The organism is Actinoalloteichus caeruleus DSM 43889 (genome assembly GCF_000429185.2).
GTDB lineage: Bacteria > Actinomycetota > Actinomycetes > Mycobacteriales > Pseudonocardiaceae > Actinoalloteichus_B > Actinoalloteichus_B caeruleus.
This window is the reverse complement of the sequence record NZ_AUBJ02000001.1, coordinates 2,801,229-2,823,023: the sequence shown is the minus strand read 5'-3', so window position 1 is coordinate 2,823,023 and position 21,795 is coordinate 2,801,229. Positions and strand designations below refer to the sequence as shown.

Genomic DNA, 21,795 nt, shown 5'->3' with positions numbered 1-21,795 from the left:
ACGTTCGTGACCTCCTGGGTCGGACAGGACGGGAACGGGACGGGAACTGCGCTGTGTGACCACCGCGACCGCCGGGGCGCGTCGTCGCGCCGGGCGGCCCCCGCCGGGCCGGCGCGGGCCGCCCGGCGGCCGGTCCCGGATGTCGCGGGTAGCGGCATCAACCATGCGCCGGGGGCAGGGGGGCAGGACAGGGCCGTCCGGAGCAACGTGGTGCGCCGCTCCCGACGCTGGCCGGAACCGGCCGGGTGGCAGCGCCGGAACGGCCACTCCCACTGGCCACCACGCTCCCGGCGCGGAACGCCCGCCGGTCAGCCCCGCAACCGCATCCCCTGGGGCGTGGCCCGGAAACCGGCCTCCCCGAGGAGATCGGCGAGCCGGGTACCCCAGGGGGCCTCACCTCCCGCCCGTGACACGGTCACCTGGTCCAACCAGCCGGCGCGGACCGCCCCGGCCAGGCCACCCGCCGCGGCCCGCAGCGGGAACTCGTCCTCGGTGAAGGCCAACAGCGACCGCCCACCCCGCTCCAGGTAGAGCGTGGCCACCCCGTCGACGAGCACGACCAGGGCCCCGGCCTTGCGCCCTGGCCGGTGCCTGCCCTCCCCGACGACGGACGGCCACGGAAGAGCCGCGCCGTGCGGCTGCGCCGGGTCCGTGGCGGCGAGCACGACGACGGACCGGTCGGCGGGCTCCTCCCCGGCAGGACGGGAGAAGGAGCGCAACCGGTCGATGGCGCCGGGAACCGCGAACTGCGCCGCTCCCAGCCCTTCCACCACGTAACCCCGCCGGCACCGGCCCGCCTCCTCCATCGCGCGCAGCACCCGGTAGATGCCCCCGAAACCGCCCGGCATCCGCTCGGTGTCCAGCGCCCCCCTGGTCAGGACGCCGTGGCGTTCCAACAGCACCTCCGCCCTCGCATGGGCCCGACGAGTCGGATCGGCCTCCCTGACCGGCACCGGTGCCCACCGGCCCCCCACCGAAGGGGGCCCCGAGCGGGAGGGCAGTCCGGGCCTGGCCGGCACCGAGGAGCCGGCCAGGCCGGCCCGGAGGGAGGCGTACCGGCCACGGGGAGCCCGTCGCCGCTGCCGGTGCCGGGCCCCGCCACCGGACACCAGGGCGCGCACCGGCGCCAGGGTGTCGTTGCCCACCAACCCCGCCCACACCAGGTCCCACAGGGCCGAGACCAGGGTGGCCTCGTCGGGCAGCGGTTCTCCCTCGGCGAGCAGGATCTCCGCCGCCCGGTCCGCCACCTGCCGGAAGAACAACCCGCCCCCCGACAGGGCGGACAGCAGCGCCCGGTGCGCCGGAGCGTCGGGCGGTTCCTCGGCGACCGGTGGCAACACCAGGTCCGCGATCTCAGTGGGTGCCAACGCGACCCAGCCGTCACCACCAGCCAACGCACCGGCGCCACACCACGTGACCTCGCCCGAGGCCGTCAGCTCGTCCAACAGGGCGGGGACGTAACCGGGCAGCCGCGCGGGCAGGATCAGGGACTCCACGGCGCTGGCCGGCACCGGCACCCCCGCCAGCTGCTCCACGACGGCCAGCACGTCCTCGGCGCCGGCTGGCCGCCGACCCGGTCGGCTGGAGATGCCGTGCCAGTGCGGGAGGAAGCGCCCCAACGCGGCCGGTTCCACCGGCTCGACCTCCGCGCGCAGCCGCGCCAGCGACGCCCTGCGCAACCGGCGGAGCACCTCAGCGTCGCAGTACTCGGTTGGTTGGCCGTAGCCGCCCGCGTCCGGCGGTTCGAGCGAGACCGGGCGCAGCTCGCCCCGCACCAGGCGGCCCGTGCCGACCAGGCGCTCCAACACCCCCGTCACCACCGCCACCCCCAGCCCGAACCGGGTCGCGGCCGCGAGCGCGGTGAACGGACCCCTGGTCCGCGCGTAGCGGGACAACAGGTCGCCGACCGGATCGGCCACCGGTTCGGTGAAGGCGGTCGGGATCCCGACGGGAAGCGCGACACCCAGGCCGTCCCGGAGGCGGCCCGCGTCCTCCACCGGGGCGAACCGTTCCTCCCCGGCGAGGCGCACCCGGATCACCCGCCGCTGCTCCTCCAACTCCCGCAGCCACTCGGGCCGGGCACCCCGGGCGGCGGCCTCCGCCTCCGTCAGGTCGCCCAACGCCCGCACCAGGTCGGCGGTCTGCTCGACGTCGCGCACGTGGCGGTCCGGCGCGGTGCGCGCCAGGGTCGCCTCGACCTCGGCCAGGACGTCCGGGTCCAGCAGCTCCCGGATCGCCTCCGACCCGAGGAGCTCCGCGAGCAGACCGGAGTCCAGGCTCAACGCGGCGGCGCGCCGGTCCGCCAGCGGGGCGTCCGTCTCGTACAGGAACATGCCGACGTACCCGAAGAGGAGGCTGCGGGCGAACGGCGACGCCGAGGGCGTCTCCACCTCCACGACCCGGATCCGCCGGTCGCGCACACCCGTCAGCAGATCGGTCAGCCCCGGCAGGTCGTAGACGTCCCGCAGGCACTCCCGCATGGTCTCCAGCACGACGGGGAACCGCTCGTACGCCGACGCCACCCCCAGCAGCTGGGCGGCCCGCTGGCGTTGCTGCCACAAGGGGGTGCGGCGACGGGGGTCACGGCGCGGCAGCAACAGCGACCGCGCGGCGCACTCCCGGAACCGGGCGGCGAACAGGGCCGAACCACTTACCTCCGTCCGGACGACGTCGTCGATCTCGGCCGGGTCGAACAGGACGTCCTCCGCGGTGGGCAGGACCTCGGCGCCGTCCTCGGTGACCGCGTCCACGACCCGGAGCACGATGCCGTCGTCGGAGTGCGCGATCTGGGCGTCCGTGCCGTACCTCTCCCGCAGTCGGGCGCCGATCGCCAGTGCCCAGGGCGCGTTGACCTGACCTCCGAAGGGGGAGTGCACCACCAGCTGCCAGTCGCCGAGCTCGGTGCGGAACCGTTCCACGACGACGGTGCGGTCGTCCGGTACGTGCCCGGTGGCCTCCCGCTGTTCACGGAGGTAGGCGAGCAAGTTGTCCACGGCCCACCCGTCCAGCCCCGCCTCGGTGGCCCGCCGCCTGGCCCCCACCTCTCCGGCCGCCCCGAGTTCCCGGACGAAGGAGCCGATCGCCCGCCCCAGCTCCAGGGGGCGACCGGGCGTGTCGCCCTTCCAGAACGGCATCCGGGCCGGCTGGCCCGGCGCGGGCACCACGATCACCCGGTCGTGGGTGATGTCCTCCACCCGCCACGCGGAGGTCCCGAGCAGGAACGTGTCGCCCACCCGGGACTCGTAGACCATCTCCTCGTCCAGTTCGCCCACCCTCGACCCGCTGCCGTCCTCGCTGGGCGGGGTGGTGACGGTGAACAGCCCCCGATCGGGGATCGTGCCGCCGGAGGTCACGGCCAGCCTCCCCGCGCCGGGCCGTCCCCGGAGCTCGCCGTGGACGCGGTCCCACACGATCCGCGGCCGCAACTCGCCGAACTCCTCGCTCGGGTACCGGCCGGCGAGCATGTCCAGCACGGCGTGCAGGGCGGAGTCCGGGAGCGCGGAGAACGGGGCGGCACGGCGCACCACACCGGCCAGCGCCTCGACGGTCCACGGCTCCATCGCCACCATCGCCACCACCTGCTGGGCCAGCACGTCCAGCGGGTTGCGCGGATACCGCAGAGCCTCGATCAGCCCCGCCCGCATCCGCTCGGCGACCACCGCGCACGAGACCAGGTCACCCCGGAACTTCGGGAACACCACGCCCTCGGAGACGGCCCCCACCTGGTGGCCGGCCCGCCCCACCCGCTGCATGCCGGACGCGACGCTCGGCGGCGCCTCCACCTGGACGACCAGATCGACGGCGCCCATGTCGATGCCCAACTCCAACGAGCTGGTGGCCACCACGCACGGCAGCCGCCCCGCCTTCAGGTCCTCCTCCACCCCGGCCCGCTGCTCCTTCGACATCGACCCGTGGTGCGCGCGGGCCACCGTCGGTGGTGCCCCGCCGGTGATCCCGGACCCGCCCACCGCCTCGGCGGGGAACACCGGGGTCGTGGGCTGGGGCTCGACCGGACCGCCCGCCTCCGCCGCGCGGTCCGCCGCGAGTTCGTTGAGCCGCGCCGTCAACCTCTCGGCGAGCCGTCGGGAGTTCGTGAACACGATCGTCGATCGGTGCTCCTCCACCAGGTCCAGGACCCGCCGTTCCACCGAGGGCCAGATGGAGGTGCCGCGGACCGGCCCTGCGGCCCGGACGTCACCGGCGCCGGGGTAGTCGTCCCCCAGCCCGGGAAAACCCTCCACCGGGCCGGCTTCCCCCGCCTCGGGGGTGGAGCGGCCAGCCGGGGCTGGTCCGCCGCCGTCGAGCTCGGTCATGTCGGCGACCGGCACCTCGACCGTCACCGTGATCCGTTTCGGGTCGCCGGGCGTGACCACCTGGACCGGCCGCCCGCCCGCCAGGAAGGCCGCCACCTCCTCGGTGGGCCGGACCGTCGCGGAGAGGCCGATGCGCTGCGCCGGTTCCGGGAGCAGCTCGTCGAGGCGTTCCAGGGACAGCGCCAGGTGGGCGCCGCGCTTCGAACCAGCCAGGGCGTGCACCTCGTCGAGGATGACCGTGGTGACGCCGCGCAGCGACTCCCGGGCCTGCGAGGTGAGCAGCAGGAACAGGGACTCCGGGGTGGTGACCAGCACGTCGGGGGGACGGCGCGCGAAGGCCCGCCGCTCCGCCTGCGGCGTGTCCCCGGTCCGGATGCCCACCCTGATCTCCGGTGGGTCCTGACCCAACCGGCGGGCCGTCTGCCCGATCCCGGCCAGCGGGGTGCGCAGGTTGCGTTCCACGTCCACGGCCAGCGCCTTCAGCGGCGACACGTAGAGCACCCGGCAGGCCGCCCCCTCGTCGGCGGTGCCAGGCGAGGTGGCCAGCGTGTCCAATGCCCACAGGAAGGCGGCCAGGGTCTTCCCGGAACCGGTCGGGGCGACGACGAGCGTGTGCTCCCCCCGGGAGATCGCCGTCCACGCTTCCCGTTGCGCCGAGGTGGGGGTGGCGAACGCGGCGCGGAACCAGCCGGCCGTCGCCGGGGAGAAGACGTCCAGCACGTCCGCCCTCCCGCCCGGTCCGCCGCTGGCCCCCGGGTCGTTCCGTCCTCGCCGTCGCGCACGCTGCCATCCTGACCGACCCGACCGACACCAGCACCCCTGGACCGGGGGTCCGGCGCGGGGAGCGGGCACGGCACCCGTGGAGCGCGAATCCCGGCCACCAGCCCCGGGGACGGCTCGTGACATGGCAGCATGAGCCCGATCCGTCCCCTGGTCGAGTGATCTCAGGGGGTGGGTGACCAGACGCGGACCAGCCCGCGCTGGACCGGCTGGAACCCCGAGGAGAGTCGCAGTGCGAGTCCTGTCCGTGGACCTCGGCACCTCGAACACGGTCGCCGTGCTCTCGGCGCACGGCCGGGAACCGAGGGTCGTCGAACTCGACGGTTCCGCCACCATGCCCTCCGCCGTGTACGCGGACGAGGACGGGGCACTCGTGGTCGGACGGGACGCCGAGCGCCGCGCCCGGCTCGACCCGGCCCGGTTCGAACCCAACCCCAAACGGCGGGTCGACGAGGGCACCCTCCTGCTGGGCACGACCGTCGTCACCGTCACCGACGCGTTGGCCGCGGTGCTGCGCAGGGTGGCGGAGGAGGCCAGCCGCCAACTCGGCGGGGAGGAGCTCGACGAGGTGCGGCTCACGCATCCGGCGAGGTGGGGCACCAACCGGCGGACGGTGTTGCTCTCGGCGGCCCGGCTCGCCGGCTTCACGTGCCGGCTGGTGCTGGTCCCGGAGCCCGTGGCCGCCGCCGCGCACTTCACCTCGTTCCCCGGTCGTTCGCTCGCATCGGGGCAGGCGCTCGCCGTCTACGACCTGGGGGCGGGGACCTTCGACTGCGCGGTGGTGGCGGCGACCGAGGACGGGTTCGTCGTCCTCGCCGAGAACGGGCTGCCCAACCTCGGTGGTCTCGACGTGGACCAGGTGCTGCTCGACCACGTCGGGAGCCAGGTCTCCCATCAGGAACCGGCGCGGTGGCAGCGGCTGCTGCGCCCCGGGACGACGTCCGACCGACGAGCCCAGCGGATGCTCCGGGAGGACGTCCGGGCGGCGAAGGAGGCGCTGTCGCGGCATTCCCAGACCGAGGTCCCGCTCCCGGAGCCCTTCCCGGACGTCCTCGTCACCAGGGCGGAACTCGACGCGTTGATGCGGGCCAACCTCCTGCGCAGCGCGACCGTGCTCGTCGACACCGTGACAGCCAGCGGGCACACCGCCGGTGAGCTCGCCGGGATCTACCTGGTCGGAGGATCCAGCCGTATCCCGCTCGTCGCCACCCTCATCACCGAGCGGACCGGCGTCCTGCCGGTCAGCCTCGACCAGCCGGAGACAGCCGTCGCCCTCGGTGCCCGGGACGTGCCGGGCACCGAGGCACCAGCCCTCCGCGTCCGCCCCGCCGGGCAGGCCTCCGCGCCCCCACCCGTCGCCCCACCCGCCAGCACGGGTCTCCCGACCGCTCCCCACCCGGCCCCGGGACTGGGCCCGCCCACCGGTGGCTTCCCCGTCCCACCGCCGGCCGGTCCCGTCGGTCCCGTCGGGCCGGGACTCCCCGGGCCGCCCCCTCCGTTGGGCGCACCACCGCCCCCGAGACGTCGTGGCCGGGGCACCGTCCTCCTCGCGCTGGGTGCCGTGGTGGCCGTGGTCGGCGGAGCCACCGCCGCCGTCGTCCTCACCAGGGGCGAGGACCTGCCCTCGGCCGCCGACTGCCACCAGCCCGGTCCCGTTGACGACGACGGGTTCACCGAGTGCATGCGCCAACTGGCGGGCTCCGTACCCGACGACCACCCGGGCCGGTGCGAACCCGGGAGCGGGACCGACGAGGGCCAGCCGGACGGGGTCCTGGTGACCTGCCGGTTCGCCGAGGGGACGCGGAGCCACACCCTCGCCTACAACCACGCGCCCTCCACCGAGGACGCCGAGAACACCGCCACGCTCTGGCTCGGCGGCTCCGACGGGGACCTGGTCCAGGCGGACTGGACGGGCAACGGCCTGAGCGGGCGCTACCGGGCCACCGTCGAGGAGTCGGTCGGTCGGCTCGTGTTCACCGTCGACGACCGCCCGGTGGTCGGTGTGCTGCTCACCTCCAGCGCCGACCCGGGAACACTGTCGGCGGACGTGCTCGCCGACTACTTCGAGGACCACGTTCAACCAGGGTTGGAGCCCTGACCCGCCGGTCCGCCGGCAGTGGTCCCCACCATCGACGGTCGTGGTCGCTCGGAGTAGTCGCCGCCGCTCCGGGTGATCCCTCGGCTGGCCCCACCGCTTCGCACAGCCGGACGTGTTCCCAGCTCACGGCCGCTGACACGATCGAGTAGTACCACCTCATCCCCCGGGTGCGGTCGGTAGTCGTGTGTCGGTCGATGGCGGGTGGTGCGGGCTGATGAGCTGTCATCAGGGTTTTTCGCTCGGCGGCGACGAAGGAGGAGCCGTGCCCGCCGATCGGCGGATTCTGGTCGTGCTCGTGGTCACCCAGATCCTCTCCGGGGTCGGGGTCGCCATCGGGGTGACCACGAGTGGCGTCGCCACGCTGCGGCTCGCCGAGTCCGAGGCGTTGGCGGGGCTGGCGCAGGCCACCACCCTGCTGGGGGCAGCGCTCATCGCGTTGCCGTTGGGGCGGATGGCGACGCGGCGCGGACGCCGGTGGTCGCTGTCCACCGGGTACGGGGTGGGAACGCTCGGGGCGGTGGTGGCCGCGCTCGCCGTCGGAGTGGGCAGTTGGCCGCTCCTGGTGGGGGCCATGCTCCTGCTCGGGGCGGGAACGGCGGCGAACTTCGCCGCCCGCTACGCGGTCGTCGACCCCGGCGGTACCGCGTCACCCGGCAGCGGAGGTCGGCGACTGTCCGTCATGGTCTTCGCGACCGCGGGCGGCGTGGTGGTGGGACCCAACCTCGCCGTCCTCGGCGAGAACGCGGCCGCCGCCGGCGGCCTGCCCAGTGACGCCGGCCCCTTCCTGCTGGTCGCCGTGACCTTCGCCCTGGCGGGGCTCGGAGTGCTCCGCTGGCTGCGGCCCGACTCCCTCCCGGCGGGGGTGCGTCCCCTACCCGAGGGTGGGGGACAGGGGAGCGGAGGGGTGCGCGTCAGCTCGCGGCCACGCGCGGCGGACTGGGTGGTCGAGCTCCGGAGGCTGCCCACCGAAGGGTTGTTGGCCCTCGGCGCCGTCGTCGCGGCGCACGGCGCGATGACCGCGATGATGACGATGACCCCGGTGCACCTCTACCACGGCGGTGCCTCCCTGAGCGGGGTCGGAGCGGTGTTGAGCTCCCACTTCCTGGGGATGTACGCGTTCAGCCCGCTCTTCGGCTGGCTGGTGGACCGGCACGGCGCGGTGCCGGTGCTGGGGCTGGGGGCGGCGATGCTGGTCGCCGGGGTGGGCCTGTCGGGCATGGCACCGGACCACGAGGCGCCCCAGCTCGCGGCGGGGCTGACCGTGCTCGGGATGGGCTGGTCGGCGCTGCTGGTGTCGGCGTCGCTCGCGCTGACCCAGGCCACCAGGCGCGAGTTCCGCCCCCTGCTCCAGGGGCTGTCCGACACGATGATGAACATGTCGGGGGTGGTGGGTGCCGTCGTCGCGGGTCTGGTCGTGAGCGCGGCGTCCTTCGCGATGCTCGGCGTCCTCGTCGGGATCGCCACGCTGCCGCTGCTGGTCACGGCCGTCGTCGTCTCGTTGCGGCACACCTGAGGCTCGGTGGCGCGCCACACCCGGCGTTGGGGGTGGGATCCCCGGCGGTGGGTCAGCGCTTGCGCTGCTGCCACCACCACCGGGCGGCGAGCGTGATCGAGGTGACGAGCGCCCCGATGAGGAGCAACTGCGTCACCGGAGAGGACAGGCCGGTCGGGTCTCCCTGGAACAGTGCCAACACGGCCTCCAGGCTAGCCGCCGCCGGGCGGGAAGTCAGATCCGTCGTGTTCGTCCGGTCCGTCACCCGGTCCCGGGGGGAGGACCTGGCCCGGCGGTAACCTGGGCTGGATGAGACACACCGTCTTCCGCAGGCAGATGGCCGAGGAGTTCGGCCGGATCCGTGCCGAGATGCTGGCCCGCGACCACGTCCTGTCGGCCCTCGGGGGCCGCACCGTCGACGACGCGCTCGAAGCCGGCGTCAACCCCCGTGAGGCGTGGCGGGCGGTGTGCGACGCCTTCGACGTGCCGCCGGAGCGCCGTTGACCGCTCCGGCGGACCTCCGTCAGGTCAGCCCGGCCCGGTGTCGGCCGGTGCGGTGCGGCCCGTATCGGAGCAACCGCTGCCGTTCGACCCGTTCGTGTTCGAGGTAGTGCGAGTAGGCCTCCCGTCGGGCCTCCTCGGCCCGGTGCCGCGAGTCCTCGCGCACCATCGCCTCCTGCTCGGGGGAGGCGTGCCCGTTGGCCAGGGCGGCCTCGGCCCTGGCGATCTCGTCGATCTGGGCGAGGCGGTGGCGATCGGCCGCGATCTCGCTCGAGTGGTCGGCGTTCGGCGGCTCGTGGTGGCGGGCGCGGACGTACGGGTTGTCCTCGGGGAGACCGCCGCTGAGCCGACCGTAGAGCCCGAGCGAGAGCAGCAGGATCCCGCACACGACGCTGAAGAGGACGTTCGGGATCTTGAACGCCAGCAGGTTCAGCGAGGTGTTGAGCACCGCCAGGTTCAACAGCCCGGACAGCAGGAACAGGGCCCCGATGACCGCCGTGGTCGTGGACGCCACCGCTCCGCCGCGCACCGCGGCGCCGATGAGCACGGCGCCCACCACGAGGGAGATCAGCGACAACAGCCCGTTGTTGGACAGTCCCAGGAAGTCCTGGCCCTCCGTGGTGAACAGCGGTAGTCGGTTCACCAGGCCGAGGACACCGAACACGATGATCACCACTCCGACGAGCGCGGCCCCGAGCCGGTACACCTTGCTCAGGGGGTGGTTGGCCGGAAGGTACTGGCTCATTCTCACGGCGGCCTCCTCATGACGTGCGCGGACAGCGCCAGGCAGTGGTGGCTGCCCCCAGTGTCCGCCCGTCCGGGTGACGACGCATCCCGTGGGGGACGCGGGCGGGAGGCGGTGGCCGGCCGAGCGCACCGGGCCGGCGGGTTCGGGAGCGGCGGCGCGGTCCACGATCACTCGATGGCGTGTTCCTGTGGTTGATCGAACACCTGTTCGGCTAGGCTGGGCCGTGCTGGTCGGGCCGCTCGCCTCCACCGCGACCGTCACGGTTGTCGGACCCGGGAGCTAGCGTGGAACCCGCTCGGCCGCCGCTCGGCGCGACGCGGAGCGGAGCCGTCCAGCCGACCGCTGACCCATCCTGGCCGCCGACCGGCGGACAGCGGCGGCGCCAGCCTGGGACACGCCAGCCGGAAGCACGGAGGTTGGTTCCGGCAGCCGTGGCACGCCCCCAAGACGACCCCACGCACGACTCGACCCGAGGTGGATTCCCGATGGCACCAGCAGCACCCGACAGGGAGAAGGCGCTCGAGCTGGCCCTGGCGCAGATCGACAAGCAGTTCGGCAAGGGGTCGGTGATGCGTCTCGGGGACGAGGGCCGGGCCCCGATGGAGGTCATCCCCACCGGTTCCATCGCCCTCGACGTCGCCCTCGGCATCGGCGGCCTGCCCCGGGGCAGGGTCGTCGAGATCTACGGCCCGGAGAGCTCCGGTAAGACCACGGTCGCCCTGCACTCGGTGGCCAACGCCCAGCGGGCCGGCGGGGTCGCGGCCTTCATCGACGCCGAGCACGCCCTCGACCCCGAGTACGCCAAGGCCCTCGGCGTCGACACCGACTCGCTGCTGGTGTCCCAGCCGGACACCGGCGAGCAGGCGCTGGAGATCGCGGACATGCTGATCCGCTCCGGCGCGTTGGACATCCTGGTCATCGACTCGGTCGCGGCCCTGGTCCCCCGCGCCGAGATCGAGGGCGAGATGGGGGACAGCCACGTCGGCCTCCAGGCGCGCCTGATGAGCCAGGCCCTGCGGAAGTTGACCTCCGCGCTGCACACCGCCAAGACCACCGCCATCTTCATCAACCAGCTCCGGGAGAAGGTCGGCGTGATGTTCGGCTCCCCGGAGACCACCACCGGTGGGCGGGCGTTGAAGTTCTACTCCTCCGTCCGGTTGGACGTCCGGCGGATCGAGACCCTCAAGGACGGGTCCGACGCGGTCGGCAACCGCACCCGGGTCAAGGTCGTGAAGAACAAGGTCGCGCCTCCGTTCAAGCAGGCCGAGTTCGACATCCTCTACGGGCACGGCATCAGCCGGGAGGGCTCGCTCATCGACATGGGGGTGGAGCACGGCATCCTGCGGAAGTCGGGGGCCTGGTACACCTACGAGGGTGACCAGCTCGGCCAGGGCAAGGAGAACGCCCGCCGGTACCTGCGGGAGAACGGTGACGTCGCCAACGAGCTGGAGAAGCGCATCAAGGAGAAGCTGGGGATCGGTCCCAAGCTCGACGACCCTGAGGAAGCCCCCGTCTCGGCCGACTTCTGAGCATGGGTGGTCCCACGGTCGGCGGTCCCGACGCCGCTGACGAACCACCTACCGATCGCCAGGCCGAACCTCCCCCGGACGAGGCCCAGGCGCGGGAACTCTGCCTCCGGTTGCTCACGTCCAGGCCGCACAGCAAGGCCGAGCTCAGGAGCCGGCTCCTCCGGCGTGCCGTGCCGGAGGAGGTCGCGGACGCTGTCCTGGACAGGTTCGACGAGGTTGGCCTGGTGGACGACGCGGCCTTCGCCGAAGCCTGGGTGCACTCCCGGCACACCCAACGCGGGTTGGGCCGGCGGGCACTGCTCAGCGAGTTGCGGCGCAAGGGGGTCAACCCCGAGGTCGCCGAGGAGGCGCTGGTCACCGTGGACGGCGAGGCGGAGGAGGAGCGCGCCCGCCAGCTGGTGCGTCGGAAGATGCGATCCACGGGTGGCGTCGACGTCCAGGCCCGGGTCCGGAGGTTGGTCGGGATGCTGGCCAGGAAGGGCTACTCCCAGGGGCTGGCCTTCCGCGTGGTGCGCGAGGAGCTGGCTGAGGAGGGAACGGAGGAGGAGGCGCTCGACGAGCTGCGTGACCGCTTCTGATCGCCGCTCGTCCGGCTCCGCCCGGTGCTCCCGTCGTCCCGAGCACGGGCCACGAGGCCATGCCCCCGCTGCCGGGCATTTCCGGGCACGGCCAGCGGGCCGGCCAGGGCCGACGCGGCGGACGTCCCCCTCGTGGCTCGGCCTGGCCGGCGGCTCCGCGCCGTCGGAAGTCGGCGACGGCGAGAACACCGGCCCGGGGGGCGGCGAGCCGGACCGGTGGCGCTGCCCGCCGGCCGGCCGTCCCGGTGCCCTCCCCGGAGCCGGACGCGCCGAGCTCCGGTGACCCAGCGAGACGTGCCAGGTCGGCGGCCCGGACGAGCGGGCAGCCAGCTGCCTGGGTCGGGGCCGCCGGCGGGCGCTGTGAGACCGAACACCGGAACTGCTGGGGAGGGCCCGCGACCTGGCAGCGGCGCCGGCCAGCCCGGTAGCGTGCGGCCCGGCGCGTGGAACGCGGCTGGAACGCGCCTCGGCCGGGTCGCGTTCCGGGACAGCAGCAGGACGACGCCACGAGGAGGGCGGCAGTGACGCGGACGGTGGAGACGACCGGCACCCGGCACATCGTGTGGGACTGGAACGGCACCCTGCTCGACGACAACCACGCGGTGATGGCCGGCGTCAACGCGGTCTGCCGGCTCTACGGCCGGGACGAGATCGAACTGGACTACTGGCGTGACGTCTTCTCCCGGCCCCTCCAGGAGTGCTACGCGCGTCTGCTCGGTCGTGAGCTGTCGCCGGTGGAGTGGGCGGAACTCGACGCCCTCTACCACCGCTCCTACGACGAGTTGCTGCACACCTGCGAACTCGGTGCCGGAGCCCGGGACGTGCTCCGCTCCTGGGGTGACGCCGGGCGGAGCCAGTCGCTGCTGTCCATGTGGTTCCACACCGACCTGGTCCCGCTGATCACGAAGCTGGGGCTGGTCGAGCACTTCAGCCGGGTCGACGGGCTGCGGGTCGACGTCGGCGGCGGTTCGAAGGCCGAACACCTCGAACGCCACCTGCGGGAACTCGACCTGCCGCCTTCCGAGGTGGTGCTCGTCGGCGACGTCCTGGACGACGCGGCGGCCGCCGGGCAGGTGGGAACGGGGTGCGTGCTCGTGACCACCGGGATGACGGCGCCCGACCGGCTCCTGGCCACCGGCTACCCGGTCGCCGACACACTGGCGGAGGCCGCCGCGCTCGCGCGTACCCCGGGCGTGCGGCTCGTCCCCAGCTGAGCCGGCGGGGGAGGCCACCGAGAGCCGAGCGCTCGGCCAGCACCCTTCGCGACCTCTCCCTTCCGGGAAACCGGGTGCGCGTTCCGCGATCTCCCGGCTACCGTCCTACCGGCCCGGGTGCCCCGCGCAGCGCCGGTCCGGCTCCCCGTGGTGCCACCCCTGACGCCAGCCGTCTCCCGACGGCACGCGTCCCCGAGAGGAGATGGGTGATCCCTGGTGGAAGCCGCACCGGTGGCCAGCGCGATCCGCGCCCCGCGCCTCGACCTGGAACCGCTCACCAGCCGCCACGCGGACGAGCTGGCCGAGGCGCTCGCCGATGACCGGCTGCACGGAGTACACCGGGGGACAGCCCGCCGACGCCGCTCGGTGGCGACAACGGTGCCTCCGGATGAACGCCGGGCCGGAGGAACCGGGGGAGGCCTGGTGCAACTGGGCGGCCCGCCACCGGGGCACCGGGCGGATCGTCGGCTGGGCGCAGGCGACGGTGCGGTGGGAGACGGGTGGACCGGCGACCGCGCTGCTCGCCTGGACCACCGCCGTCCCCTGGCAGGGCCGGGGGCTGGCCACCGAGGCCGCCCGCGCGATGACCGGCTGGCTCGCCCGGCAGGGGGTGCCGCGCTTCTCCGCGACGATCCACCCCGCCCACCGCGCCTCCGAACGGGTGGCGATGGCGGCCGGTCTCACCCCCACCGAGGATGTCGTCGACGGTGAACGGGTGTGGACGGGGGCGGCGGAAGTCGACTGACCAGGGCTCCGGCGGGCGGGCACCGTCACCTGTCCTCGCGTCCGAACCAGGAGGCCGACCCGGAGGCGCCGGCGACGGTCAGCCGCCGCGAGCACGTCCGGCACCTGACCACGAGCGCGAGGACGGCCCGGCACGGTCGGGCGCGTTCCGCGCCCGGACCCCCGTTGCGGGACGGCCACCCCAACGGCCCGCGAGGTCCTGCCGGAGCCGGGGCGTCACCAGGGGCGTGGGCGTACCCAGCTCCGTACCACCGGACCCGGAGGCGGTGCGGGTCCGGTGGTCGGTTCCGTTCGTTCGTCGCCCGTCTAGGCGGTGCGCAGGCTGGCCGCGGCCCTGGCGAGGTCGGCGACGCCAGTCCAGTCGCCGGCGGCCAGCAGGTCCCTGGGCGTCAACCAGGAGCCTCCGACACACCCGACGTTGGGGAGGGCGAGGTAGTCGGCGGCCGTCCGCGTCGTGATGCCCCCGGTGGGGCAGAAGCGGAGTTCCGGGAGCGGCCCACCAAGGGACTTCAGGTAGGCGGCACCGCCGGCCGCCTCCGCCGGGAAGAACTTCATCGCCCGGTGCCCACGTTCCGCGAGGCGGAGGGCCTCCGACACGGTGCTCACCCCCGCGAGGAAGGGCAGCCCGGTGTCCTCGACGGCGTCGAGCAACCGTTCGGTGCCGCCGGGCGTGACGAGGAACCCGGCGCCCGACTCGGCGGCGAGCCGAGCCTGCTCCGGCGTGGTGACGGTGCCGACTCCGAGGGCGATCTCGGGTACCTCGTCGGCGATCCGCCGCACGCCCTCCAGCGCCGCCGGGGTGCGCAGCGTCAGCTCGATGACCGGCAACCCGCCCGCGAGCAGCGCGCGGGCCAGGGGAACGGCGTGCTCCACGTCCTCGAGCACCACGACGGGGACGACGGGCGCGACGGTCAGCAGGTCGGTCGCGGTGCCGGGCTGGCTCACTGGTGTGCCTCCACTTCGCTCGGAGCGGGGCTGGCCGCCTCCGCTCCCCACGGCGCGAAGACGCTCGCGCCGTGCTCGGCCTGGCCCACGGAACCCCGCAACGCGCCGAACAGTTCCCGTCCGGTGCCGGCCCATTCTGCCTGGGTCGGCGGCAGGTCGGTGACGGCCCTGGCCGCCAGCTCCTCGTCGGGGACGAGGACTTCGAGGCTGCCTCGTTCGCTGTCCACCCGCACCAGGTCACCGTCCCGGATCCGACCGAGCGGACCGCCGACGGCGGCCTCCGGGGACACCTGGATGGCGGCCGGGACCTTCCCGGAGGCACCGGACATGCGGCCGTCGGTGACCAGGGCGACCCGGTGGCCGTGGTCGAGCAGCGACCCGAGCGCGGGGGTCAGGCCGTGCAGTTCGGGCATGCCCTTGGCCCTCGGACCCTGGTTGGGCAGGACGGCCACCAGGTCGGTGTTGAGTTCGCCCGCGCGGAACGCCGAGGTGAACGCCTCCTGGCTGGCGAAGACCCTGGCCGGGGCGATGACGGTGCGGTGTTCGGCCGCCACGGCGGACACCTTGATGACGGCCCGACCGAGGTTGCCGCGCAGCACGCGGAGGCCTCCGTCGCCGGCGAAGGGATCCGTCGCCGGGCGGAGCACCTCGGGGTCCAGGCTGGTGTCGGTGCCGTCCCGCCAGACGAGTTCGCCGTCGACGAGGAACGGTTCCTGGCGGTAGCGCTCGAGGCCGTGCCCGGCCACGGTGGGAACGTCGGCGTGGAGCAGACCGGCCGCGAGGAGTTCGCGCACGAGGAAGGGGACGCCGCCCGCCGCGCTGAAGTGGTTGATGTCGGCCGGACCGTTGGGGTAGACCCGGGCGAGCAGCGGGACCACGGAGGACAGCTCGTCGAAGTCGTCCCAGGTGAGGGTGATCCCCGCGGCCGCCGCCATGGCGACCAGGTGCATGGTGTGGTTGGTGGACCCGCCCGTCGCCAGCAGGGCCACGACGCCGTTGACGATCGTGCGTTCGTTGACGACCTCGGCCATCGGTGTGTACTCGTCGCCCAGGGCGCTGAGCGCGACGGCGCGCCGGCCCGCGTACTCGGTCAGCGCCTGTCGCAGGGGGGTGCCGGGCTGCACGAAGCTGGACCCCGGGAGGTGGAGGCCCATGACCTCCATGAGCAGCTGGTTGGAGTTCGCGGTGCCGTAGAAGGTGCAGGTGCCGGGCGAGTGGTAGGACGCTGCCTCGGCGGCCAGCAGGTCATCGCGGCTGGCCTGCCCCTCCGCGTAGAGCTGGCGGACCCGTGCCTTCTCCTTGTTCGGGAGCCCGGAGGGCATGGGGCCCGCCGGTACCAGGATCACCGGCAGGTGTCCGAAGGACAACGCCCCGATGACCAGACCGGGGACGATCTTGTCGCACACCCCCAACAGCAGAGCGGCGTCGAACATGTCGTGGGAGAGCGCGATGCCGGTCGACATCGCGATGACGTCCCGGCTGAACAGCGACAGCTCCATGCCGTCCCTGCCCTGGGTGATGCCGTCGCACATGGCCGGCACCCCACCGGCGAACTGCGCCACCCCGCCGGCCTGGCGCACCGAGTCCTTGATCCACGCGGGGAACTCGTCCAGGGGCTGGTGGGCCGAGAGCATGTCGTTGTAGGCCGACACGATCGCCACGCCGGGCTTGACCGCACCGCGCAACGCCAGCAGGTCCGAGCCCGAGCACGCGGCGAAGCCGTGTGCCAGGTTGCTGCACGGCAACCCCATCCTGACCGGGCCCTGGCTCGCGGCCGCCCGCGTTCGGGCCAGGTAGGCGGCCCGGGACTGGCTGCTGCGTTCGACGATGCGGCGGGTCACCGCGGCGACCACGGGATGCGGAGTGGTGGTCCGATCGGCGGCTGCGCTGTCCACGCTGCTGGCTCCTTCTCCTAGTCGACGGCCACCCGTCCGACGTGGGCGCCCGCGTCGCTGAATTCGGGTGCAGCGTATGCGAAAGAAGCTCGGGAATCCATTATCGATCCAGGAATCGATTCAGAACCCGAATGGTTGATAACCGGGATCGGGCAGGTCAGGCCGGGTGGCGGTGCTCGTCCCCGGCCCGGTGTGCGTGCCCCGCCACCGCGAGGCCAGGAGGGGGTGAGTGCCGAGCCAGCCGCCCTGGCCCGGTGAGCGAGGCGCTCGGTCGCCGTCTCGTCCGGATCGTCGCGCGCGCACCCGCCTGCCGAGGGGATCACCCCGGCTGGGGTGGTGGTGCCGGCGCCCGAGCCGGCGACCGGGGGACGAACGCCGTACCGGGGAGCACGTCGCCGCGGCCGGGGTAGCTCGCGGGCTTCGGGGGCCAGCGGACTCCGGACCGCGCGGTGGGAACCCGATCCCGACGGGCGGACGGGGGCCTAGGGTGGCGGAATGCCCGACACCGCCTGGAACGCCGCCCTCTACGACGAGCGGCACGGGTTCGTCTCCTCTCACGGGAGGGAGCTGCTCGACCTGGTGGACCCCCAGCCAGGCGAGCACGTCCTCGACGTCGGCTGCGGTACGGGTGACCATGTCGCCGCGCTGACCGGGCGGGGAGCGCACGCGGTCGGTCTCGACAGCAGCCCCGAGATGGTCGGGCGTGCCAGGCGCAAGTACCCGGCCCTCCACTTCGTCACCGGGGACCTGCTCGGCGTCCGGCCCGAGGACCTCGCCCCGCTGCCGGGCTCCGGAGCGGAAGCGATCCTGAGCAACGCCACCCTGCACTGGATTCCCCAGGCCCCCCAGGCCGCGGCGGCGTTGTTCCGACTGCTGCGCCCGGCGGGACGGCTGGTGGCCGAGCTCGGAGGCGCCGGCAACGTCGCCACCATCGTGTCCGAGGCGGAACGCCTCCGCGCCGACGAACGACTGCCGCCCGCCGACTCCCCCTGGTACTTCCCCACGCTCGCGGGGTGGGCCCTCGTGCTGGAGACGGCCGGCTTCGAGGTCAGGGCCGCCTGGCACTTCGAGCGACCGACCCCCCTCGACGGGGACGACGGGCTCGCCACCTGGGTCCGCATGTTCGGCGGCCACCTGCTCGCCGGCGTGCCCGATCCCGACGCGTTCCTCCACGCCCTCCAGGGCCGCCTGCGGGGCACCCTGGGCCGCGAGGGCCGCTGGTACGCCGACTACCGGCGGCTGCGGGTGGTCGCGGTGCGCCCCTCCTGACCGCCATCCGCCGACGAGCGTCCCGTCGGTCGCCCGCGAGTGGCCGGGGCCGGGCACGGGAGTCGCTCGGCCGCCCGATCCAGCCGTCCCGCCGCCGGTGTCTCCGCCGGTGCCCGGCGCCGAACGGACGAAGGGGCACCCCGCGTGGCGGGATGCCCCTTCGTCGTCCCCGGTCCGTGGTCAGTCGCCCACGGCGCCGAGTTTCCCTGGACGGTCACCCGGTGCGGTTGGGCCAGCCAGCCCGTCCGGTTCCGCTTCGCCGTCCGCCTTCCCGGTCGCCGCCGGCATGGCGGCCTCCGGGCGCAGCTTGCTGCGCTGCTGGCGGCGGCCGAGGTAGTTGGCCAGCCAGGACAGCAGCAGGCACAGGGCGATGTAGATGATCGCCACGACGATCGCGGTCGGGATCTGCGGACGCCCGAAGTTCGGGTCACTCCCCATCACCCGCGCGTAGCGCAGCAGCTCGTTGTAGGTGATGAGGAAGCCCAGCGAGGTGTCCTTCAGCAACACCACGAGCTGGCTGACGATGGTCGGCAGCATCGCGCGCAACGACTGCGGGAGCAGCACGTTCGTCATCGCCTGCGTCTTGCGCATCCCGATCGCGTAGGCCGCCTCCGACTGCCCCTTGGGCAGCGCGAGCACCCCGGCCCTGAAGACCTCGGCCAACACCGAGCCGTTGTAGAGGGTCAGGCCGACCACCACCGCCACCAGGGAGCTCACCCCGGTGCCGAAGTAGAAGACGAACATCAGGATGACCAGCGGGATCGCCCGGAAGAACTCCACGACCACCGTCGCCGGGACCCGCAACCAGGCGTGCTCGGAGAGCCGCCCGGCGGCGAAGACGGCCCCGAACAGCAGGGCGCCCACCGCGCCCAGCGCGAAGGCCTGCATCGTGAACTGGAAGGCCTGCAACAGGTCCAGCTGGACCTGCTTGTACAGCAGCCACTCCCAGCGCCTCGGGTCGAACTGGCCGGTGTCGTAGAACCGGTACAGGACGTACCCGACCGCGGCGACCAGCGCCGCCACCCCGACGACGCCGAGGATGCGGTTGCGGGCCCTGGCGCGCGGGCCCGGGACGTCGAACAGGACAGAACTCATCGGGCCACGCTCCAGCGCTTCTCCAACGCGCGTTGCAGCAGCGTCAGCGGGATCACCAGCAGCACGAAGATGGCCGCCACCCAGAGCAGGCCCTCGAGGACCGGTTCACCCCGTTCGGACAGGTTCTGCCGGATGCCACCGGCCTCGAAGACGGAGAAGCCGGCCGCGATCGTGGTGTTCTTCAGCAATGCGATCAGGGTGCTGACCATCGGGGGGAACACCGAGCGGGTCGCCTGCGGGAGGATGATCTGCCCCAGCGTCTGCCCGAAGGTCAGCCCGATGGCCCGCGCGGCCTCGGCCTGGCCGACCGGAACGGTGTTGATGCCGGAGCGGAACACCTCGCAGACGAAGGCGGCCGTGTAGACGGTCAACGCGGTGACCGCCGCCGTGAAGAAGGAGATGCGCACGATCTCCAACAGGTTCCACGCGAACGCGAAGAACAGGAACACCAGGGTCAGCGGGGTGTTCCGCACGACCGTCACGTACAGCGACCCGGCCGACCGGAACACCGGGACGGGGCTCACCCGCAGCATCGCCAGGAACGCACCCAACACCAGCGACCCCACCGCGGAGAGCGCGAAGAGTTGGAGCGTGGTGACGAAGCCGCGAACGTAGAGATCGGAGTTGTCCAGCAGGACGTCCATACGATTCCTTACCAGCCTGTGACGACGGCCGGCGGCCCCGGAGCTGGGTGCCGCCGGCCGTCAGTCCCTGCTCAGTACCGGTCGACCTCGGGCTGCTCGGCCTCGTTGCCGCTCTTGCCCAGGGTGGCGTCGTAGATCTCCTGCCAGCCGCCGTTGTCCCGCGCCTCGTCCAGGATGTCGTTCACCCGCTCGCGGAGCGCGTCGTCGCCCTTGGGCAGGCCGATGCCGTAGGGCTCGTCGGAGAACGTCTCGCCGACGACCCGCAGCGAGCCCTCCTCCTCGACGGAGGCGTAGCCGAGCAGGATCGCGTCGTCGGTGGTGACCGCGTCGACGGAACCCTGGAGCAGCTGCGTCACGCAGTCGGAGTAGCCCTGGAACTCGACGATGTTGCTCTCCTCGGTCAGGCCCTCCTCCCGAACCCGCTGGATCGGGGTGGAGCCCTGCGCGGAGCAGACCTTCTTGCCCTCGAGGTCCTCCGGCCCGTTGATCGAGTCGTCGTCCCCGCGCACCAGCAGGTCCTGGCCGGCGATGTAGTACGGGCCGGCGAAGTCGATCTGCTCCTTGCGGCCGTCGTTGATCGTGTACGTGCCGACGTAGTAGTCGATGTTGCCGTTCGCGATCTCCTGCTCGCGGGCGGCGGAGGCGATCGGCTTGTACTCGATGTCCGACGCGGGGTCGAAACCGAGCTGGGCCGCGATCAACCGAGCGATCTCGATGTCGAAGCCGGAGTACTCGTCGGTCGTCGGGTCGCGGTAGCCCAGGCCGGGCTGGTCGTCCTTGACCCCGATGATCACGTTGCCGCGCTCGGTCATGCGGTCGAAGGTCGGCGAGCCCTCCAGCTCGACGTCGGCCTGCACCGACTGCTCGACCGAGTCCGGCTCGGCGTTCTCGTCGGCCGGGCCGCCCTCGCGTCCACACGCGGTCAGCGCGAGCGCGCCGACGAGCAGACTCGCGGCGAGGGAGCGGTTCCTCATCGTCGTCTCCTGTGTTCTGTTCGGTGCGGCGCCGCACGCGCCGCGGGCTGGTGCCGGCGGGCCGGTCAGTGGGTGAGGATCTTGCCGAGGAAGTCCCGGGCCCGGTCGGACTTCGGAGCCTTGAAGAAGTCCTCGGGCGTGGAGTCCTCCACGACCTCGCCGTCCGCCATGAAGATGACCCGGTCGGCGGCCTTGCGGGCGAAGCCCATCTCGTGGGTGACCACGAGCATGGTCATGCCCTCCTTGGCCAGGTCCGTCATCGTGTCCAGGACCTCCTGGACCATCTCCGGGTCCAGCGCCGAGGTCGGCTCGTCGAAGAGCATGACCTTCGGCTTCATCGCCAGTGCTCGGGCGATGGCCGCGCGCTGCTGCTGACCACCCGAGAGCTGGGCCGGGTACTTGTCTGCCTGGTTGGCGATGCCAACCCGCTCCAGCAGTTGCCGGGCGCGTTGCTCCGCCTCCGCCTTCTCGGTCCTCCTCACCTTGAGGGGGCCGAGCGTGACGTTCTCCAGGATCGTCTTGTGGGCGAACAGGTTGAACTGCTGGAACACCATGCCCACGTCGGCGCGCAGCCCGGCGAGGGCCTTGCCCTCGGCGGGCAGGTCCTTGCCGTCGATGGCGATGACACCGGAGTTGATCGGCTCCAGCCTGTTGATGGTCCGGCAGAGGGTCGACTTGCCGGAACCCGACGGCCCGAGGACGACAACCACCTGGCCCCGGGGGACCTCGAGATTGATGTCCTTGAGCACGTGCAGCGGACCGAAGAACTTGTCCACCGAGGACATCCTGATCATCGGTGGCTGCCCGGACGTTGCGCTCATGGCCGCACACCATAACCGCACGGAGGAGTGGCGTCCCCACCTCGGCGAGGTCTGTAACCGCACCGGTACCTGGGGGTATCAACCCGGTCATCACCGCCGGTGGCCCCGCCCCGATGAACCGGCCACGGACCAGCTCGTACCCTGGTCAGCGGAAA

17 protein-coding genes are annotated in these 21,795 nt (G+C 73.1%); 8 read left to right on the top strand and 9 right to left on the bottom strand.

All coding sequences use genetic code 11. From position 1 onward, the window contains the following. Window positions 1–308: 308 nt before the first annotated feature. A complete protein-coding gene (locus G443_RS10435) occupies window positions 309–5,033 on the bottom strand; it encodes an Lhr family helicase (RefSeq protein WP_026418282.1) in 4,725 nt (1,574 codons plus the stop codon). Window positions 5,034–5,325: 292 nt separating this feature from the next. Here G443_RS10435 and G443_RS10430 point away from each other — a divergent pair, with 292 nt between their 5' ends. Next, entirely contained in the window at window positions 5,326–7,191 is a 1,866-nt protein-coding gene (locus G443_RS10430; protein WP_026418283.1) for an Hsp70 family protein, read from the top strand. A 262-nt stretch (window positions 7,192–7,453) separates the two neighbouring features. Continuing rightward, on the top strand, window positions 7,454–8,704 hold the full coding sequence (locus G443_RS10425) for an MFS transporter (protein ID WP_026418284.1): 1,251 nt from the start codon (window positions 7,454–7,456) through the stop codon (window positions 8,702–8,704). A gap of 52 nt (window positions 8,705–8,756) precedes the next feature. Here the strand turns inward: G443_RS10425 and G443_RS24985 are convergent, their stop codons facing one another. Continuing rightward, window positions 8,757–8,885: a hypothetical protein gene (locus G443_RS24985; protein ID WP_269808353.1), complete on the bottom strand. Its 129-nt coding sequence runs from the start codon at window positions 8,883–8,885 to the stop codon at window positions 8,757–8,759. 107 nt (window positions 8,886–8,992) lie between these two features. Between G443_RS24985 and G443_RS10420 the strand changes: the two genes are divergently transcribed. Next, a complete protein-coding gene (locus G443_RS10420) occupies window positions 8,993–9,187 on the top strand; it encodes a DUF3046 domain-containing protein (RefSeq protein ID WP_026418285.1) in 195 nt (64 codons plus the stop codon). A 19-nt stretch (window positions 9,188–9,206) separates the two neighbouring features. Here G443_RS10420 and G443_RS10415 read toward each other — a convergent pair whose 3' ends face one another. Further along, on the bottom strand, window positions 9,207–9,929 hold the full coding sequence (locus G443_RS10415) for a DUF4383 domain-containing protein (RefSeq protein ID WP_026418286.1): 723 nt from the start codon (window positions 9,927–9,929) through the stop codon (window positions 9,207–9,209). Between the two features lie 488 nt (window positions 9,930–10,417). Here G443_RS10415 and recA point away from each other — a divergent pair, with 488 nt between their 5' ends. From recA to G443_RS10395, 4 genes are all read left to right on the top strand, one after another. Then, window positions 10,418–11,461, top strand: a complete 1,044-nt coding sequence (gene recA / locus G443_RS10410) for a recombinase RecA (protein ID WP_026418287.1) — start codon at window positions 10,418–10,420, stop codon at window positions 11,459–11,461. Window positions 11,462–11,463: 2 nt separating this feature from the next. After that, window positions 11,464–12,039 carry a recombination regulator RecX gene (gene recX, locus G443_RS10405; protein WP_026418288.1) on the top strand — a complete coding sequence of 192 codons (576 nt, stop codon included), beginning with the start codon at window positions 11,464–11,466 and terminating at the stop codon, window positions 12,037–12,039. Window positions 12,040–12,560: 521 nt separating this feature from the next. Next, a complete protein-coding gene (locus tag G443_RS10400; RefSeq protein ID WP_026418289.1) occupies window positions 12,561–13,253 on the top strand; it encodes an HAD family hydrolase in 693 nt (230 codons plus the stop codon). A 316-nt stretch (window positions 13,254–13,569) separates the two neighbouring features. Beyond that, entirely contained in the window at window positions 13,570–13,998 is a 429-nt protein-coding gene (locus G443_RS10395) for a GNAT family N-acetyltransferase (RefSeq protein WP_211237495.1), read from the top strand. Between the two features lie 305 nt (window positions 13,999–14,303). Here G443_RS10395 and eda read toward each other — a convergent pair whose 3' ends face one another. Together eda and edd are read right to left on the bottom strand one after the other, a co-directional pair. Beyond that, on the bottom strand, window positions 14,304–14,942 hold the full coding sequence (eda, locus tag G443_RS10390) for a bifunctional 4-hydroxy-2-oxoglutarate aldolase/2-dehydro-3-deoxy-phosphogluconate aldolase (RefSeq protein WP_026418290.1): 639 nt from the start codon (window positions 14,940–14,942) through the stop codon (window positions 14,304–14,306). After that, window positions 14,939–16,837 (bottom strand): phosphogluconate dehydratase, encoded by a 1,899-nt coding sequence (edd, locus tag G443_RS10385; protein ID WP_030103896.1) that lies wholly within the window; start codon window positions 16,835–16,837, stop codon window positions 14,939–14,941. Before edd ends, eda begins: the two co-directional genes overlap by 4 nt. Before the next feature lie 495 nt (window positions 16,838–17,332). Between edd and G443_RS10380 the strand changes: the two genes are divergently transcribed. After that, window positions 17,333–18,106, top strand: a complete 774-nt coding sequence (locus tag G443_RS10380) for a class I SAM-dependent methyltransferase (RefSeq protein ID WP_026418292.1) — start codon at window positions 17,333–17,335, stop codon at window positions 18,104–18,106. A 180-nt stretch (window positions 18,107–18,286) separates the two neighbouring features. Here the strand turns inward: G443_RS10380 and G443_RS10375 are convergent, their stop codons facing one another. The 4 genes from G443_RS10375 to G443_RS10360 all read right to left on the bottom strand — a co-directional run bounded on the left by G443_RS10375 (window position 18,287) and on the right by G443_RS10360 (window position 21,613). Beyond that, window positions 18,287–19,201: an amino acid ABC transporter permease gene (locus tag G443_RS10375; RefSeq protein ID WP_026418293.1), complete on the bottom strand. Its 915-nt coding sequence runs from the start codon at window positions 19,199–19,201 to the stop codon at window positions 18,287–18,289. Then, a complete protein-coding gene (locus G443_RS10370; RefSeq protein WP_026418294.1) occupies window positions 19,198–19,845 on the bottom strand; it encodes an amino acid ABC transporter permease in 648 nt (215 codons plus the stop codon). The genes G443_RS10375 and G443_RS10370 overlap by 4 nt, the downstream gene beginning before the upstream one ends. 71 nt (window positions 19,846–19,916) lie before the next feature. Next, a complete protein-coding gene (locus tag G443_RS10365; protein WP_026418295.1) occupies window positions 19,917–20,819 on the bottom strand; it encodes a glutamate ABC transporter substrate-binding protein in 903 nt (300 codons plus the stop codon). A 65-nt stretch (window positions 20,820–20,884) separates the two neighbouring features. Beyond that, complete coding sequence (locus tag G443_RS10360) at window positions 20,885–21,613, bottom strand: amino acid ABC transporter ATP-binding protein (RefSeq protein WP_162147296.1); 729 nt, start codon at window positions 21,611–21,613, stop codon at window positions 20,885–20,887. Window positions 21,614–21,795 lie beyond the last annotated feature (182 nt).

What these genes read in the sequence shown, in the direction of transcription:
- G443_RS10420 (WP_026418285.1), top strand. Translation starts at nt 8,993, where the DNA reads ATGAGACACACCGTCTTCCGCAGGCAGATGGCCGAGGAGTTCGGCCGG.
- G443_RS10415 (WP_026418286.1), bottom strand. Translation starts at nt 9,929, where the DNA reads ATGAGCCAGTACCTTCCGGCCAACCACCCCCTGAGCAAGGTGTACCGG.
- recA (WP_026418287.1), top strand. Translation starts at nt 10,418, where the DNA reads ATGGCACCAGCAGCACCCGACAGGGAGAAGGCGCTCGAGCTGGCCCTG.
- recX (WP_026418288.1), top strand. Translation starts at nt 11,464, where the DNA reads ATGGGTGGTCCCACGGTCGGCGGTCCCGACGCCGCTGACGAACCACCT.
- G443_RS10395 (WP_211237495.1), top strand. Translation starts at nt 13,570, where the DNA reads ATGACCGGCTGCACGGAGTACACCGGGGGACAGCCCGCCGACGCCGCT.
- G443_RS10380 (WP_026418292.1), top strand. Translation starts at nt 17,333, where the DNA reads ATGCCCGACACCGCCTGGAACGCCGCCCTCTACGACGAGCGGCACGGG.
- G443_RS10375 (WP_026418293.1), bottom strand. Translation starts at nt 19,201, where the DNA reads ATGAGTTCTGTCCTGTTCGACGTCCCGGGCCCGCGCGCCAGGGCCCGC.
- G443_RS10370 (WP_026418294.1), bottom strand. Translation starts at nt 19,845, where the DNA reads ATGGACGTCCTGCTGGACAACTCCGATCTCTACGTTCGCGGCTTCGTC.
- G443_RS10365 (WP_026418295.1), bottom strand. Translation starts at nt 20,819, where the DNA reads ATGAGGAACCGCTCCCTCGCCGCGAGTCTGCTCGTCGGCGCGCTCGCG.
- G443_RS10360 (WP_162147296.1), bottom strand. Translation starts at nt 21,613, where the DNA reads ATGATCAGGATGTCCTCGGTGGACAAGTTCTTCGGTCCGCTGCACGTG.